Raw genomic sequence first — 14,277 nt, 5'->3', positions numbered from 1 at the left:
CCGGCCGCCGACAGCCCCCGCCCGCGGAGCCGCAGCAGCGGCCGCACTCAGGCGCGGATCAGCGGGTACAGCACCTCGTCCAGCAGCCGGGCCCCGAAGTCCGGCCCCGTGTTCTCCCGGCCGCAGATCTTCACCTGGTAGAGCAGCATCGCCGGGACGACGTCCGCGACCAGCGCGGTGGCCGCGCCGGGCCGGACGTCGCCGCGGTCGGCGCCGCGGCGCAGGATCGCCAGGATGGTCTCCTTGGTCGGCTCGATCACCCGTTGGCCGATGAAGTCCTTGAACACCTCGGCCCGTTCATGGTCGATCTCACCCATCAGCGTCTGGATCGCGGCGCCCGTCGGGGAGTTCATCGCGCCCATGAACACCTCGATGAGCTGCCGCAATTCGAGATCCGCGGACCCGAGGTCGGGGGTGTCGTAGGGGCGTGGGAGAGTGGCGTCCAGGGCGTCGATGACCAGTTCGTCCTTGGACGCCCAGCGCCGGTAGAGCGCGGCCTTCCCGGTCCGCGCCGCGCCGGCGACGCCTTCCATCGTCAGCCGCGCGTATCCGCCGGAGGTGAGCTGGTCGACCGTGGCCTCGAAGATCGCGTTCTCCAACTCCTTCCCGCGGCGCCGCACCGGCCGTGTGAGGGCCTCGCGGGCGATCCGCACCGGGCAGTGAGCCGCCGGCTCGGGCGTCGCCCCCGGTCCCGCCGCGGGTGACGGGGGCGCGTCCGCCGCCTCAAGCGGTCGGGCGCCCGCCCGACCGGTCGCCCGGTCCGCCGTCAGGCGCCGCACCAACCGATCCATCGCCACCATCCTTAGGGAACGCTTGCGTTCACAATCAGGCCCAGGATATCGTCCGCATTAGTGAACGATCCCGTTCCTTCCTAGCCCGCGCCAGACCGTGGGCTCACGCCGGACCAGTCGGTCCGCGGCGTACGAAGCACGCAGCCAGGCACATAGCCAGCAGGGGGCACAATCGTGGCTATCTCCGACACGATCAGCAAGAACTCACCACCAAAGAGCAGTCAGGGCCGGGGCAAGGGCATCACCCTGACCGTCATCGCGGCCACGCAGTTGATGGTGGTGCTCGACGCCACCATCGTGAACATCGCGTTGCCGCAGATCAGGGACGCACTGAACTTCTCGACCACCAACCTGTCGTGGGTCATCAACGCCTACACGCTGACCTTCGGCGGGCTGCTGCTGCTCGGCGGGCGCGCGGGCGACATCCTCGGCCGCCGCCGGGTGTTCATCTTCGGGACCCTGCTGTTCGGCTTCGCCTCCCTGCTGGGCGGATTCGCCCAGGACGGGGGGATGCTGCTGGCCGCCCGCGCGCTCCAGGGCATCGGCGGCGCGATCTGCTCACCGACGGCATTCGCCCTGATCGCCACCAACTTCGAGGAAGGGCCGGAACGCAACAAGGCGTTCGGCGTCTTCTCGGCGGTGGCCGGGTCCGGTGCCGCGATCGGCCTGCTGGCCGGCGGTCTGCTCACCGAGTACCTGGACTGGCGCTGGGTCTTCTTCGTCAACGTGCCGATCGCCGCGCTGATCGCGCTCGCCGCACCGCGCTACATCGCCGAGTCCGAGCGCCACGCGGGCCGCTTCGACCTGCCGGGCGCACTCACCTCGACGCTCGGCCTGGTCGGCCTGGTCTACGGGTTCATCCGGGCCGCCTCGGACGGCTGGTCGGACAGCATCACGCTCGGTTCCTTCGCGGGCGGTGTGCTGCTGCTCGCCGCGTTCGTCGTGATCGAGAACCGCACCGACCAGCCGATCACCCCGCTGCACCTGCTCGCCAACCGCAACCGCACCGGCGGCCTGGTGATGATGCTCTGCCTGGCCGCGGCCATGTTCGGCATCTTCTTCTACATCACGCTCTTCGTGCAGGGCCCGCTCGGCTACAGCCCGCTGAAGGCCGGCGTGTCCTTCCTCCCGATCAGCGTGTCGATCATCATCGCCGCGCAGCTCGCCTCCAGCCTCCAGGCCAAGTACGGCCCGAAGCCGTTCATGGCGGGCGGCGCCCTGCTGGTCACCGTCGGCCTCACCTGGCTGACCCAGATGAGCAAGGACAGCGGCTACCTGGACGGGGTGCTCGGCCCCACGGTCATCTTCGGCTTCGGCATGGGCCTGATCTTCGTCCCGGTGATGCTGCTCGCGGTCGCGGGCGTCCCCGGCCAGGAGACCGGTGCCGCATCCGGCCTGCTGAACTCCATGCAGCAGATCGGCGGTTCGCTCGGCCTGTCGATCCTGACCACGGTCTTCGCGCACTACGCCACCGCCGAGGGCAAGCTCCAGCAGCCGAAGTTCCTCCAGTCGGCCACTCCGGACCAGCTGGCCTACCTCCAGCAGCACCACGAGTTCCCGAAGGGCACCGACGCCGCCAACTCGGTCCTCACCCAGGGGATTTCGCACGGCTTCATCGTGGGCGCCGTGCTCGCCGGGCTGGCGCTGGTGGTCTCGGTCTTCGTGATCAAGGCCAAGGCCAGCGACCTGCCGAGCGGGGCCTCCGGCGTCGCGATGCACTGAGCCCGACCAGGGCACACCGCACCACACCGGGCCGGCCGGGAGCAGCACGCTCCCGGCCGGCCCGGCCGCGTTTCCCAGCCTCGTTTCCCGGCCGCGTTTCCCCTCCTCACACCAGCCCCGCCCCAAACGCACGCCCCCCCGAGACAGGCGCAGGCGTCAGGGCCAGAGGTCCTGGTACCTCATCCCGGCCCGCTCGCAGGAGGTGCGCCCCTCCTCCAACTGGTCCACCAGCGGCCGTTGCGCCAGGATCTCCCGGGCCCGGGCGGCGGAGGCGCTGGTCGCGTACCAGGGCTGCCCGGGGCGGTTCTCCAGCCCGGCGCGGATCAGCTGCAGCGCGCAGGTCCGCTGGGCGGCGGGGAGCCGGTCCAGGGCGGGGGCGGCGTCCGGCGAGAGGTCGCGGACGTTGCGCAGGTCGATCCGGGAGGTCCGCTCGAAGCGGGCGACGTTCTGCTCGGCGATGATCGCGTCCGGGCCCATCAGCCCGTACACCGCCGCCGTGAGCATGCCGCTGAGGACGACGACGCGGGGCAGCCAGCCCGCCGAGCGGGTCAGCCCGGCGGTGATCAGCAGCAGCAGGACGACGCCGAGCCAGCCCTCGACCACCAGCACCCAGAGCCGCAGCCTGGTCAGCCCGGAGGCGTCGACGTAGAACCACATCCGGCCGAGCGCCGAGGCGACCACGACCAGGGCGAGCACGCAGAGCGCGCCGAGCAGGATCCGCGCCACCCGGCGGTCGGCGGGCGTGCTGCGCGGGGCCCAGCGCTTGGCGACCGCCACCACGACCAGGGTGAGCGCGGTGATCACGCTCAGCTGCCAGAAGCCCTGCCGGGCGTACTCGGAGCGGCTCATCCCGGTGTTGCGCAGGACGGCGTCGGCGCCACCGAGCACCACCAGGGCCTGGATCACCGCGAAGGCGCCGAACATCAGGTTGAGCGCGACCAGCGGCAGCGCCCACTCCAGCCGGCGGCGGGCCCGGCCCGGCCGGACGACCGTACGGTCCCAGCGGCGCGGCCCGGCCGCGATGTGGGCGAAGCCCAGGGCGGTGAACGCCCCCAGTGCGAACAGCACCGCGCGCAGCGGGAGCCCGCCGAGGTCGAGGCTGGGGCTGAGGCTGCCCAGCAGGTCCGCCATGGCGGCGTCCGCACCGGCGAACAGCAGGCCGAAGACGGTCAGCAGGACGGCGGCGACCGCGAGCGCCTTGAGCACCGGGACGATCCGGCCCCGGTGGGGCAGGCTCCGGCCGCGCAGCCCGTCCCTCAGCCAGAGCGCGCCGGGCGGCAGCTGCCAGAGGACGGCGGGCAGGGGGAGCAGGACGCCCGCCCAGCGGCGGCCGCCGTGCAGCGCGAGCGAGGCCAGGCCGAGTGCGCACCCGATGGACAGCGTCACCGGCCAGCCCGCCTCCCAGAGCGCCGGGACGGCGAGCAGGGCGACGGCGAGCAGGCTCCACACCACCGTCCAGGGCCGGATCCGGCGGCCCGCCGACCGGGCGGCGAGACCGGCCGCGGCAGCGGTGGCCCCGGCGCAGATCAGCAGGTTGACGCCCACGCCGTCGAACAGCAGCCAGGCCGTCAGCAGGCCGGTGAGCAGCGCCAGGAGGAGGACCCGGGGCGTGGCGGCCGCCCTGCGCTCGGGGTCGCTCGGGCGCAGCCACCCGTGGTGCGGCGGCACGGTCACGCCGGACCCCCAATGGGGGCCGGGCGGCGTCGCGGGTCCGGGCTCGGGCCGCAGGTCGGCCGGGGCGGGCGGGGACGGGCCGGACATGAGTCCCCCTCGGTGGTCGGCGGGCATGCGGAAGCCGCCCTTGGGGCAGTCCGCCGTCGGGCGCGCTCGGCGCCGCGGCTGCAGCCGACTGTAGACCATTCTGAACAGGTTCAAAACTCAGTTCTGAACAAGTTCAGAAATCTCGGCCCGCCTTCCCGCCACCGCCCCCGCGACCCTCCCCCAGCCCTCCCGCGCCTCTCCCGCAGCCTCCCCCCGCCTTCCCGCACCCCTCCCGCGGCCCATCCACCACCCCTCCGCTACCCCTTCACCGACCCCGCCAGCAAGCCCCGGACGAAGTACCGCTGCAAGCTGAAGAAGACGATCAGCGGGACGATGATCGACAGGAACGCCCCGGCCGTCAGCAGCTCCCACCGCCCGCCGAAGGACCCGGACAGCTGCGCCAGCCGGACCGTCATCGGCGCCACCTCCGGCGTGCCGCCCGCGAAGGTCAGCGCGACCAGCAGGTCGTTCCAGACCCACAGGAACTGGAAGATCGCGAACGAGGCCAGCGCCGGGGTGCACAGCGGCAGCACGATCGAACGGAAGATCTTGAAGTGCGAGGCCCCGTCCACCACCGCCGCCTCCATCAGGTCCCGCGGCAGCTGGGCGATGAAGTTGTGCAGCAGGAACACCGCCAGCGGCAGCGCGAACATGGTGTGCGCCAGCCACACCGGCGCGTAGCTGCCCTTCAGGTCCACCGCCGGAATCAACGTCAGCGACCCCAGGTGCGCACCGCCGGAGAAGAGCCGCAGCAGCGGGATCAGCGCCATCTGGATCGGCACCACCTGGAGCGCGAACACCCCGAAGAACACCGTGTCGCTCCCCCGGAACCGCACCCAGGCCAGCCCGTACGCCGCCATCGCCGCCAGCACCAGCGGGAACAGGGTGGCCGGGACGCTGATCGCCAGCGAGTTCACCAGGAACGGCATCAGCCCGGTGGAGACGCCGGAGCCGCCCTCGAACAGCACCGTGTGGTAGTTGCCCAGGCCCAGGTCCGGGTGGAGGAAGGCGTTCCACCAGCCGTTCGCCGTCACGTCCTGCTTGGGGCGCAGCGAGGTCACCAGCAGGCCCACCGTCGGGATCGTCCACAGGACGGTCACCGCGATCACGAAGACCGAGGCCAGCGGGCTGCTGAAGGCCTTCCGGACCGGGCTGCCGTGCGGCGCGCTCATCGCGCGGGCCGGCCTGTCGTGCGGTGCGCTCATCGGACCCCACGCTCCTTCCGCAGCTGGACGATGTTGTAGGCCACCAACGGCAGCACCGCGAGGAAGAGGATCACCGCGAGGGCACTGCCCCGCCCGGTGTCGAACTGCACGAAGGACTGCGAGTACATCTCGTTGGCCAGCACCTGGGTGCCGAAGTTGCCGCCGGTCATGGTGCGGACGATGTCGAAGGCCTTCAGCGTGATGATCATGATGGTGGTCAGCACCACCACCACCGTGGTGCGGATCATCGGCACCGTGACGTACCAGAACAGCCGCACCCCCTGCGCGCCGTCCAGCCGGGCCGCCTCGGTGACCTCGTCGGGGATCGCCTTGATCGCCGCCGACAGCACCACCAGCGCGAAGCCCGTCTGCACCCAGACCATCACCGCCATCAGCAGGAAGGTGTTCAGCGGCTGCGAGAGCATCCAGTTCGGCGGGTCGTCCCAGCCCACCGCGATGGCGAGTTGGCTCAGCAGGCCGATCTGCGACTGGCCCGGCCCGCGCGACTCGTAGACGAACTTGAAGATGATCGAGGCGCCGACCAGCGAGATCGCCATCGGCATGAAGATCAGCGACTTGTACACCGCCTGGCCGCGCATCCGGTCCACCAGCAGCGCCAGCACCAGGCCCAGGCCGGTCGCCGCCAACGGCGCGACCACCAGCCAGAGCAGCGTGTTGACCAGCACCTTCTGCACCGAGTCGGTGGTGAACGCCCAGCCGAAGTTCTCGCCGCCGACGAACCCGCTGCCGTCGGCGTTCTGCAGGCTCAGATAGACCGTGCGGATCAGCGGCACGACCAGGCCCACCAGCAGCAGCACCGCGGCCGGGCCGAGGAACACCACCACCGACAGCGGGCGGGAGAGTCGGCCGCGGGCCCGGCCCGCGGCGAAGAAGACCAGCAGCAGGATGCCGAGGAAGCCCGCGACGGCGCCGAGGCTGTTGCCGAACTTGACCGCCGCGTCGCCCCAGGAGCCGGTGGCGAGCGCGGTGACCGGTGAAGGGGTTCCGGGTACGGACATGACGGTGCGTCCCTCCTGTTCTGGTGGGAAGGGGCGGGCGGTGCGGGTGGGTGGCCCCGCACCGCCCTCGACAGGTGGTCCTGAACGGCGCCCGGCCGGGCCCGGCACGAGTCCGGCTCGGCGCCCACCACGGCCAGGCGCCCACTGCGGCCGAGTACCCACCACGGCCAGGCGCCCACTGGGGGCGTGCGCCTCGTACGGGCGGGCGGCTACTGCGGCCAGGCGGCGTCGATGTCGGCGGCGGTCTTCTGGATCGACTGCCCCTCGGCGAACCAGGCGGTCAGCGACTTCCACTCCTGCCCGGAACCGATGGCGGCCGGCATCAGGTCGGAGCCGTCGAAGCGGAAGGTCGCCGCCGGGTCGGTCAGCGCGTCCGCCGACAGCCGGTCGATCGGGTCGGTGTACAGGCTCTTGTCCACGCCCTGGTTGGCCGAGACCCAGCCCGTCGCGGTCTTCACCCGGCTGCTCGCCCAGTCCGAGCTGGACAGGTAGTTCTGCACCGCCTGCACCTCGGGCCGGCCGGAGAAGGCGGCCAGGAACTCGCCGCCGCCCTCGACCGGGTTGGGGATCGCCGGGTTCACCGCGGGCAGGTGGAAGGCGAACACGTCGCCGTCCGGGCCGACCTTGGTGCCCTTGGGCCACTGCGCCTCGTAGAACGACGCCTGCTGGAGCATGGCGCACTTGCCGGTGAGGACCGGCGCGCCCGCGTCCTGGAAGGTGGTGGTAGCGATCGACTTGACGTCGCCGTAACCGCCGTTGACCCAGGCCGGGTTCTGCATCCAGCCGGCGACGGTCTTCATCGCCGTGGTGATCTTCTCGTCGGAGAACTTCACCTGGTGGCCGACCCACTGGTCGTACACGTCACCGCCGTACGTGCCGAGCACCACCTCCTCCAGCCAGTCGGTGGCCGGCCAGCCGGTGGCCGTGCCCGAGGCGATGCCGCCGCACCAGGGCTTGGCGCCACCGGACTTGGCGATCCGGTCGCTGAGCGCCATCAGGTCCGCCCAGGTCTTCGGCACCTCGTAGCCGCCCGCCTTGAAGGCCTTCGGCGAGTACCAGACCAGCGACTTCATGTTGGCGCTCATCGGCGCCGCGTAGAAGGTGCCGTTGACCGAGCCGTAGGTCTTCCAGATCGGACTCCACCGGTCCTCGTTGGTGACCGTCTGGGCGGGCGGCTTGACCACCTTGCCGCTCTTCACCATCTGCGCCAGCAGGCCCGGCTGCGGGATGATCGCGAAGTCCGGGGCGTTGCCGCCGGCCACCCGGACCGGCAGCTGGGACTCGAAGTCGTTCGAGCCCTCGTAACTGATCTTGATGCCGGTGCACTTGGCGAACTCGGCCCAGGACTTCTCCAGGTTGTCCGACTCCGGACTGAGGATCGAGGCGAACATCGTCACCGTGGTTCCCGAATGCCCGGCGTACGGCTGGTACTTGGCACAGTCGCCGGACAGCGACGGGACCGCCGCGTCACCCCCGCCGCCCGAACCGCCTGAGCTGTTGGAACAGGCCGCGGTCAGGGCCAGCGCCGCGAGCAGGGCGGGTACGACGGCCAAGCGGCGGCCGGAACCGCGATGACCGGAACTCCTGGACGGCGCGGTCGGGTTGAGGGTCAATGCGGTCCTCCTCGCCAGGGCGTGCTGCCGACGGTGGGCTGAACAACATCGCGCTGTACCGGAGACGGGCGTGCAGAGGTCGCGAGCGGGCGACGGACGAACCGATCCGATGACGTTAACGCAGCCGCCAGCCGCCGCCAAGGTCCACGTCGACCTTCATCCGTCGACACCCCGACCGGGAGCTCCGCCCCCGCCCGACAGCACGACGGCCCCGCCCGGAAACCCGGACGGGGCCACGCGTCTTGACCGACTGCCAGTGCGGCCGGACCGGCAGCACCTCGATCGCCGCAGTGGCGATCACCTCGGCGGCCTCCTGAGCCGGGAAGGGGCAGCCGTGCTCGCCGTACGGGTAGCTCAGGCGCGCCCGGTCGCCCCCGGCCGGGCGGCCGTCCGGCCGGCGCACCGCCGAACCCGCCGGTTCACGCCAGCACCCCCTCGACAGCCCGCCGGACGGCCTGCGGATCCAGTCCGTGATCGACGATCACCCGGGCGCCGAACCCGTCCCCCTCCCGGAGGACCCCCAGCAGCAGGTGCCCGACCGCGATCTGACCGGACTTGAGCCGCAGCGATTCGCGCAGCGACAGTTCCAGCGCCTTCTTCGCCCGGGCACTGAACGGACTCCGGCCCGCCCTCGAATCCAACCTGAACCAGCCCCGCCGCTTCGGCTCCTCCTCGGCCGGCGCGTCCAGCGCGCCTTCACCGAAGGCCGATTCGACCGCGGCCCGGACGGCGTCCAGGTCCACTCCGATCGAGGCCAGCGCCTGCGTGTCGTCCCCCGGCCCGAGCAGCCGGACCACTGCCCGCCGGGCGGCCTCGTGGTCCAGCCCCAGCCCGATCAGGACGCCGGCGGCCGGGTCGTCCGGCCGGGCCAGGATCGCCAGCAGCAGGTGCTCCGTCCCGATGCGGTCGTGCCGCAGCTCCCCGGCCTCCTGCTGGGCCGCAGCCACCACCTGCCGCGCCGGGTCGGTGAAACGCTCGAACATCGTTCAGCCTCCGTCCTGGTCCTTGCCGGGCCCGCGCCGGGCGTACTTCTTGTGCACCGCCTGCCTGGTGACCCCGAGGCAAACCGCGATGTCCTGCCAGGACCAGCCCCGCGACCGGGCGTTACCCACCTGCAGGCCTTCCAGGCGGTCCGCCAGGTCGCGCAGTGCGCGGACCGCCCGGAGCCCGACCGCGGGGTCACGGCTGCTCGCCGCGGCCGCGAGTTCTCCGCTCTCACTCATGCTGTCAACTATGGTTGACAGTTGCGGCGATGTCAACCCTGGTTGACATCAGCGGTCGCCGAACCGCCCCGCCAGCACCTCCTCGAAGGTCCCCCGGCCCACCTTCCGCTCCGGGGTGAGGTTCCCGCCCGCCCGCAGCGCCCGCCCCGAGGCCCCCGGCACCCGCACCGGCAGCAGCACCCGACGCCGACCCGACGCCCGCAGGTAGGCCTCGGCCAGCTCCCGGTACGGCCGCACCCGCGGCCCGCCCACCTCCGGCGCGTACCCGGTCGGCCCCTCCCCCACCAGCTCCGCCACCCGCGCGGCCACCTCCCGCACGTCCACCGGCTGGACCCACGCCCCGCCCGGCACCGGGAACACCGGCAGCCGCGCCGACACGTCGAAGATCCTCAGCAGCAGGTCGTGGAACTGCGTCGCCCGCAGCACCGTCCACCCCAGCCCCGACTCCCGCACCACCCGCTCACAGGCGAGCTTCGCCCGGTAGTACGGGATCGGCACCCGGTCGACCCCGACGATCGACACGTACAGCAGGTGCCGCGTCCCAGCCCTCCCGGCCTCCGCCACCAGCGTCCGGACCGCGGCCACGTCCTTCCGCCCCACCGTGGTCGCGCAGTCCACCACCACCTCGACCCCCGCCACCGCCCCGGCGACCCCCTCCCCGGTCACCAGGTCCCCGACCACCCACTCGACCCCCGCGCCCCCGCTCCGCACCCGCCGGCTCAACCCCCGCACCGCCACCCCGCGCGCGACCAGCAGCCGCACCACCTCCCGCCCCAGAACCCCCGTCGCCCCGGTCACCAGCACCGTCGCCATCACCACACCACTCCTCCCGCCGAACGCCGTCACCCCTACCGACCGCCCACCGCCCCCATCCGTGACATCGGCGTCCGCGAAGTGCCCGGACAACGAGAAGAGGCGGGGCGAGGACGTGAAGTCCTCGCCCCGCCTCAGCGGTGGCTCACCCGCGCGGGGTCAGTACCGGCGGTCAGCTGCAGCCGCTGGTGGAGCCGCAGCCCTCGCAGAGGTAGCAGCTGCCGGCGCGGCGCATCTTGGTGCCGCAGGAGAAGCAGAGCGGGGCGTCGGCGTTGAGGCCGAGCTGGATCTCGATCAGCTCCGTGGAGTTGTGGGCCTGCGCCGGGGAGGCCTTGGGGGCCTTGGGCGCCTCGACGGCGGGGGCCGGGGTGGCGACCACCGGCGCCGACTGGGCGAGCGACTCGGTGTCGAGCTCCTCGGCCTCCAGCGGCTCGTAGGAGCCCGTGTCCAGGTGGCGCTGGCGCTCCTCGACGGAGTGGATGCCGAGCGCCGAACGGGTCTCGAACGGCAGGAAGTCGAGCGCCAGGCGGCGGAAGATGTAGTCGACGATCGACTGCGCCATCCGCACGTCCGGGTCGTCGGTCAGGCCGGCCGGCTCGAAGCGCATGTTGGTGAACTTCGAGACGTAGGTCTCCAGCGGCACGCCGTACTGCAGGCCGACCGAGACGGCGATGGAGAAGGCGTCCATCATGCCCGCGAGGGTCGAGCCCTGCTTGGACATCTTGAGGAAGACCTCGCCGAGGCCGTCGTCCGGGTAGGAGTTGGCGGTCATGTAGCCCTCGGCGCCACCGACCGTGAAGGAGGTGGTGATGCCCGGGCGGCCCTTGGGCAGGCGCTTGCGGACCGGGCGGTACTCGACGACCTTCTCGACCGCGGCGGCCGGGGCGGCCACCTCGAGCTTGGGCTCGGAGTCCTTCTTCTTCGCCGAGAGCGGCTGGCCGACCTTGCAGTTGTCGCGGTAGATCGCGAGCGCCTTGACGCCCATCTTCCACGCCTCGAAGTAGATCTCCTCGATCTCCTCGACGGTGGCGGACTCGGGCATGTTCACGGTCTTGGAGATCGCGCCGGAGATCCACGGCTGGATCGCGGCCATCATCCGGACGTGGCCCATGGCCGAGATGACCCGCTCGCCCATCGCGCAGTCGAAGACCTCGTAGTGCTCGGCCTTGAGGCCCGGGGCGTCCACCACGTTGCCGTGCTCGGCGATGTGGGCGACGACCGCCTCGATCTGCTCGTCCTGGTAGCCGAGGCGCTTGAGGGCGCGCGGCACGGTGCCGTTGACGATCTGCATCGAGCCGCCGCCGACGAGCTTCTTGAACTTGACGAGCGCCAGGTCCGGCTCGACGCCGGTGGTGTCGCAGTCCATCATCAGGCCGATGGTGCCGGTGGGGGCGAGCACCGAGGCCTGGGCGTTGCGGAAACCGTTCTGCGCGCCGATCCGCAGGACGTCCTGCCAGGTGTCGTTGGCCACGGCCCAGACCGGGGCGTCCAGGTCGTCGAGCGAGACGGCGGCGAGCGAGGCGTCCGCGTGCTGCTTCATGACCAGCTGGTGCGGGGCGGCGTTGCGGGCGTAGCCGTCGTACGGGCCGACGACGCCGGCGAGTTCGGCGCCGCGGCGGTAGGCGGTGCCGGTCATCAGCGAGGTGATGGCGCCGGCCAGGGCGCGGCCGCCCTCGCTGTCGTAGGCGTGGCCGGTGGCCATCAGCAGGGCGCCGAGGTTGGCGTAACCGATGCCGAGCTGGCGGTAGGCGCGGGTGGTCTCGCCGATCTTCTCGGTGGGGAAGTCGGCGAAGCAGATGGAGATGTCCATCGCGGTGATGACCAGCTCGACGACCTTGGCGAAGGTCTCCGCGTCGAAGGAGTCGTCATCGCGCAGGAACTTCATCAGGTTCAGCGAGGCGAGGTTGCAGCTGGAGTTGTCCAGGTGCATGTACTCGGAGCAGGGGTTGGACGCGTTGATGCGGCCGGACTCCGGGCAGGTGTGCCAGTGGTTGATGGTGGAGTCGTACTGGATTCCGGGGTCGGCGCAGGCCCAGGCGGCCTCGGCCATCTTGCGGAACAGCTTCTTGGCGTCGACGGTCTCGATGACCTCGCCGGTCATCCGGGCGCGCAGGCCGAATTCGGTGCCGTTCTCGACGGCGGTCATGAATTCGTCGGAGACGCGGACGGAGTTGTTGGCGTTCTGGTACTGGACGGAGGTGATGTCGTCGCCGCCGAGGTCCATGTCGAAGCCGGCGTCGCGCAGGGCGCGGATCTTCTCCTCCTCCTTCACCTTGGTCTCGATGAAGGCCTCGACGTCGGGGTGGTCGACGTCGAGCACGACCATCTTCGCCGCGCGGCGGGTGGCGCCACCGGACTTGATGGTGCCGGCGGAGGCGTCGGCGCCGCGCATGAAGGAGACCGGGCCGGAGGCGTTGCCGCCGGAGGACAGCAGTTCCTTCGAGGAGCGGATGCGGGAGAGGTTGAGGCCGGCGCCGGAGCCGCCCTTGAAGATCATGCCCTCTTCCTTGTACCAGTCGAGGATCGACTCCATGGAGTCGTCGACGGACAGGATGAAGCAGGCGCTGACCTGCTGGGGCTGCTTGGTGCCGACGTTGAACCAGACCGGCGAGTTGAAGCTGAACACCTGGTGGAGGAGGGCGTGCGTCAGCTCGTGCTCGAAGATCTCGGCGTCGTCCTTGGTGGCGAAGTAGCCGTGCTTCTCGCCGGCGGCGCGGTAGGTGAGCACCACGCGGTCGATGATCTGCTTGAGGCTCCACTCGCGCTGGGGAGTGCCGACGGCGCCGCGGAAGTACTTGGACGTGACGATGTTGACGGCGTTGACCGACCAGAAGTCGGGGAACTCGACGCCGCGCTGCTCGAAGTTGACGGACCCGTCGCGCCAGTTGGTCATGACGACGTCGCGGCGCTCCCAGCGCACCTCGTCGTACGGGTGCACGCCAGGAGTGGTGTAGATGCGCCCGATCCGCAGACCGCCCTTGGGGGCCTTGCCGCCGCCCTTGGCCGTGGTCTTGTCGGACTTCGACCCGCGTGCGGAACCGCTCGTGGTGTCTGTCACTTCTTCCTCCTCCTGGGCAAACGCCCGAGGTGCCCCGAAAAGTCCGGGCACCGCTGGTTCGTTCTTCCGGTGTGCGGGCAGGCGGAGACCTCGCCTGCTTGCGCACGGTTTGTTGTGTTCTGTGCCCTTTTTCCGGGCATGCGTGGGCCCCGTGGGACCCGTGGTGCAGCAAGGCCCGCCAGGGGGCCGGGTGCCGGCGCCTCCTAGGGCGCGGCGGCGGCGACGGGCACGCAGGTGCCGTCCGCCTCGGGGACGGGCCGTTCGGCGCGGAGTTCCGCGATGGCGGCCTCGAAGTCTTCCAGTCCGTCGTACGCCTGGTACACGCTGGCGAAGCGCAGGAAGGCGACCACGTCGAGTTCCTTGAGCGGGCCGAGTATGGCCAGCCCGACGTCGTGGGTGGTCAGCTCGGCGTTGCCGGTGGCGCGCACGCACTCCTCGACCCGCTGGCCGAGCTGGGCGAGGGCGTCCTCGGTGACCGGGCGGCCCTGACAGGCCTTGCGGACGCCGGTGATGACCTTCTCCCGGGAGAAGGGCTCGGTGACCCCGCTGCGCTTGATGACCATCAGCGCGGCCGTCTCCACGGTGGTGAAGCGGCGGCCGCAGTCCGGGCACTGCCGACGACGGCGGATCGAGCTGCCGTCCTCATTGGTCCGGCTGTCGACAACACGGCTGTCGGAGTGCCGGCAGAAGGGGCAGTGCACCTGAGGATCCCTCCCTGGCAGGACGTGCGGACCTGTTGAGTCTATGCGATGCGACCCCGGCCTCGGCAAGCTGATCATGCGCCGTAACCACTAGTACTGGGCACGGAGAGGACTGTAGCCACTAGATGTAGGTCTCCGGGGGAAGCGACACCCCTGGCGTGTCGGCACCGATTAGACTGCCGAAGTCGAGATCCGATCGAACATTTACTCGATGCACGGTCTCGATGTACAGCAAAGCCTTGATCGAGTCAGCCAACTCTCGAATAATTCACTCGAACGTGTGTTTGGCGCAACCTTTCGATAGGAGGGGCGTTGGGCTGGAAAAGGGGAGAGGACAGCCGTCGAGAGGGGCCGCCGTGAACACCATCGAA

11 protein-coding genes are annotated in these 14,277 nt (G+C 71.0%); 1 reads left to right on the top strand and 10 read right to left on the bottom strand.

The annotated features are described in order from the left end of the window. Nucleotides 1-47: 47 nt before the first annotated feature. On the bottom strand, nt 48-599 hold the full coding sequence (locus tag AB0O19_RS27350; RefSeq protein WP_363623222.1) for a TetR/AcrR family transcriptional regulator: 552 nt from the start codon (nt 597-599) through the stop codon (nt 48-50). 372 nt (nt 600-971) lie between these two features. On the opposite strand from AB0O19_RS27350, the gene AB0O19_RS27345 reads away from it, so the two are divergent. Next, nucleotides 972-2,513: an MFS transporter gene (locus AB0O19_RS27345; RefSeq protein WP_363623280.1), complete on the top strand. Its 1,542-nt coding sequence runs from the start codon at nt 972-974 to the stop codon at nt 2,511-2,513. A 156-nt stretch (nt 2,514-2,669) separates the two neighbouring features. Here the strand turns inward: AB0O19_RS27345 and AB0O19_RS27340 are convergent, their stop codons facing one another. The 9 genes from AB0O19_RS27340 to nrdR all read right to left on the bottom strand — a co-directional run bounded on the left by AB0O19_RS27340 (nt 2,670) and on the right by nrdR (nt 13,906). Continuing rightward, a complete protein-coding gene (locus tag AB0O19_RS27340) occupies nt 2,670-4,187 on the bottom strand; it encodes a DUF4173 domain-containing protein (protein ID WP_363623220.1) in 1,518 nt (505 codons plus the stop codon). A gap of 344 nt (nt 4,188-4,531) precedes the next feature. Continuing rightward, nucleotides 4,532-5,479 carry a carbohydrate ABC transporter permease gene (locus tag AB0O19_RS27335; protein WP_350880131.1) on the bottom strand — a complete coding sequence of 316 codons (948 nt, stop codon included), beginning with the start codon at nt 5,477-5,479 and terminating at the stop codon, nt 4,532-4,534. Further along, on the bottom strand, nt 5,476-6,498 hold the full coding sequence (locus tag AB0O19_RS27330) for a sugar ABC transporter permease (protein WP_363623218.1): 1,023 nt from the start codon (nt 6,496-6,498) through the stop codon (nt 5,476-5,478). Before AB0O19_RS27330 ends, AB0O19_RS27335 begins: the two co-directional genes overlap by 4 nt. A 209-nt stretch (nt 6,499-6,707) precedes the next feature. After that, the gene (locus tag AB0O19_RS27325; protein WP_363623216.1) at nt 6,708-8,111 is read right to left on the bottom strand and encodes an ABC transporter substrate-binding protein; all 1,404 of its coding nucleotides are present in this window, start codon (nt 8,109-8,111) and stop codon (nt 6,708-6,710) included. Between the two features lie 419 nt (nt 8,112-8,530). Further along, on the bottom strand, nt 8,531-9,094 hold the full coding sequence (locus AB0O19_RS27320; protein ID WP_363623214.1) for a Clp protease N-terminal domain-containing protein: 564 nt from the start codon (nt 9,092-9,094) through the stop codon (nt 8,531-8,533). A gap of 3 nt (nt 9,095-9,097) precedes the next feature. Beyond that, nucleotides 9,098-9,334 carry an RNA polymerase subunit sigma-70 gene (locus tag AB0O19_RS27315; RefSeq protein WP_363584548.1) on the bottom strand — a complete coding sequence of 79 codons (237 nt, stop codon included), beginning with the start codon at nt 9,332-9,334 and terminating at the stop codon, nt 9,098-9,100. Nucleotides 9,335-9,382: 48 nt separating this feature from the next. After that, on the bottom strand, nt 9,383-10,147 hold the full coding sequence (locus AB0O19_RS27310; RefSeq protein ID WP_363623212.1) for an NAD(P)H-binding protein: 765 nt from the start codon (nt 10,145-10,147) through the stop codon (nt 9,383-9,385). A 172-nt stretch (nt 10,148-10,319) separates the two neighbouring features. Beyond that, nucleotides 10,320-13,205: a vitamin B12-dependent ribonucleotide reductase gene (locus AB0O19_RS27305; protein ID WP_363623210.1), complete on the bottom strand. Its 2,886-nt coding sequence runs from the start codon at nt 13,203-13,205 to the stop codon at nt 10,320-10,322. A 203-nt stretch (nt 13,206-13,408) separates the two neighbouring features. Beyond that, nucleotides 13,409-13,906, bottom strand: coding sequence for a transcriptional regulator NrdR (gene nrdR / locus AB0O19_RS27300; RefSeq protein WP_063349343.1), 498 nt, complete (start codon nt 13,904-13,906; stop codon nt 13,409-13,411). Nucleotides 13,907-14,277 lie beyond the last annotated feature (371 nt).

Source organism: Kitasatospora sp. NPDC091276, from assembly GCF_040684355.1.
Taxonomy (GTDB): Bacteria; Actinomycetota; Actinomycetes; order Streptomycetales; family Streptomycetaceae; genus Kitasatospora.
Note: the sequence above shows the minus strand (reverse complement) of the source record. Positions and strands in the feature narration are given on the sequence as shown.

Coding starts and splice junctions, on each gene's coding strand:
- AB0O19_RS27320 (WP_363623214.1), bottom strand. CDS start 9,094: ATGTTCGAGCGTTTCACCGACCCGGCGCGGCAGGTGGTGGCTGCGGCC.
- AB0O19_RS27330 (WP_363623218.1), bottom strand. CDS start 6,498: ATGTCCGTACCCGGAACCCCTTCACCGGTCACCGCGCTCGCCACCGGC.
- AB0O19_RS27335 (WP_350880131.1), bottom strand. CDS start 5,479: ATGAGCGCACCGCACGACAGGCCGGCCCGCGCGATGAGCGCGCCGCAC.
- AB0O19_RS27315 (WP_363584548.1), bottom strand. CDS start 9,334: ATGAGTGAGAGCGGAGAACTCGCGGCCGCGGCGAGCAGCCGTGACCCC.
- AB0O19_RS27310 (WP_363623212.1), bottom strand. CDS start 10,147: ATGGCGACGGTGCTGGTGACCGGGGCGACGGGGGTTCTGGGGCGGGAG.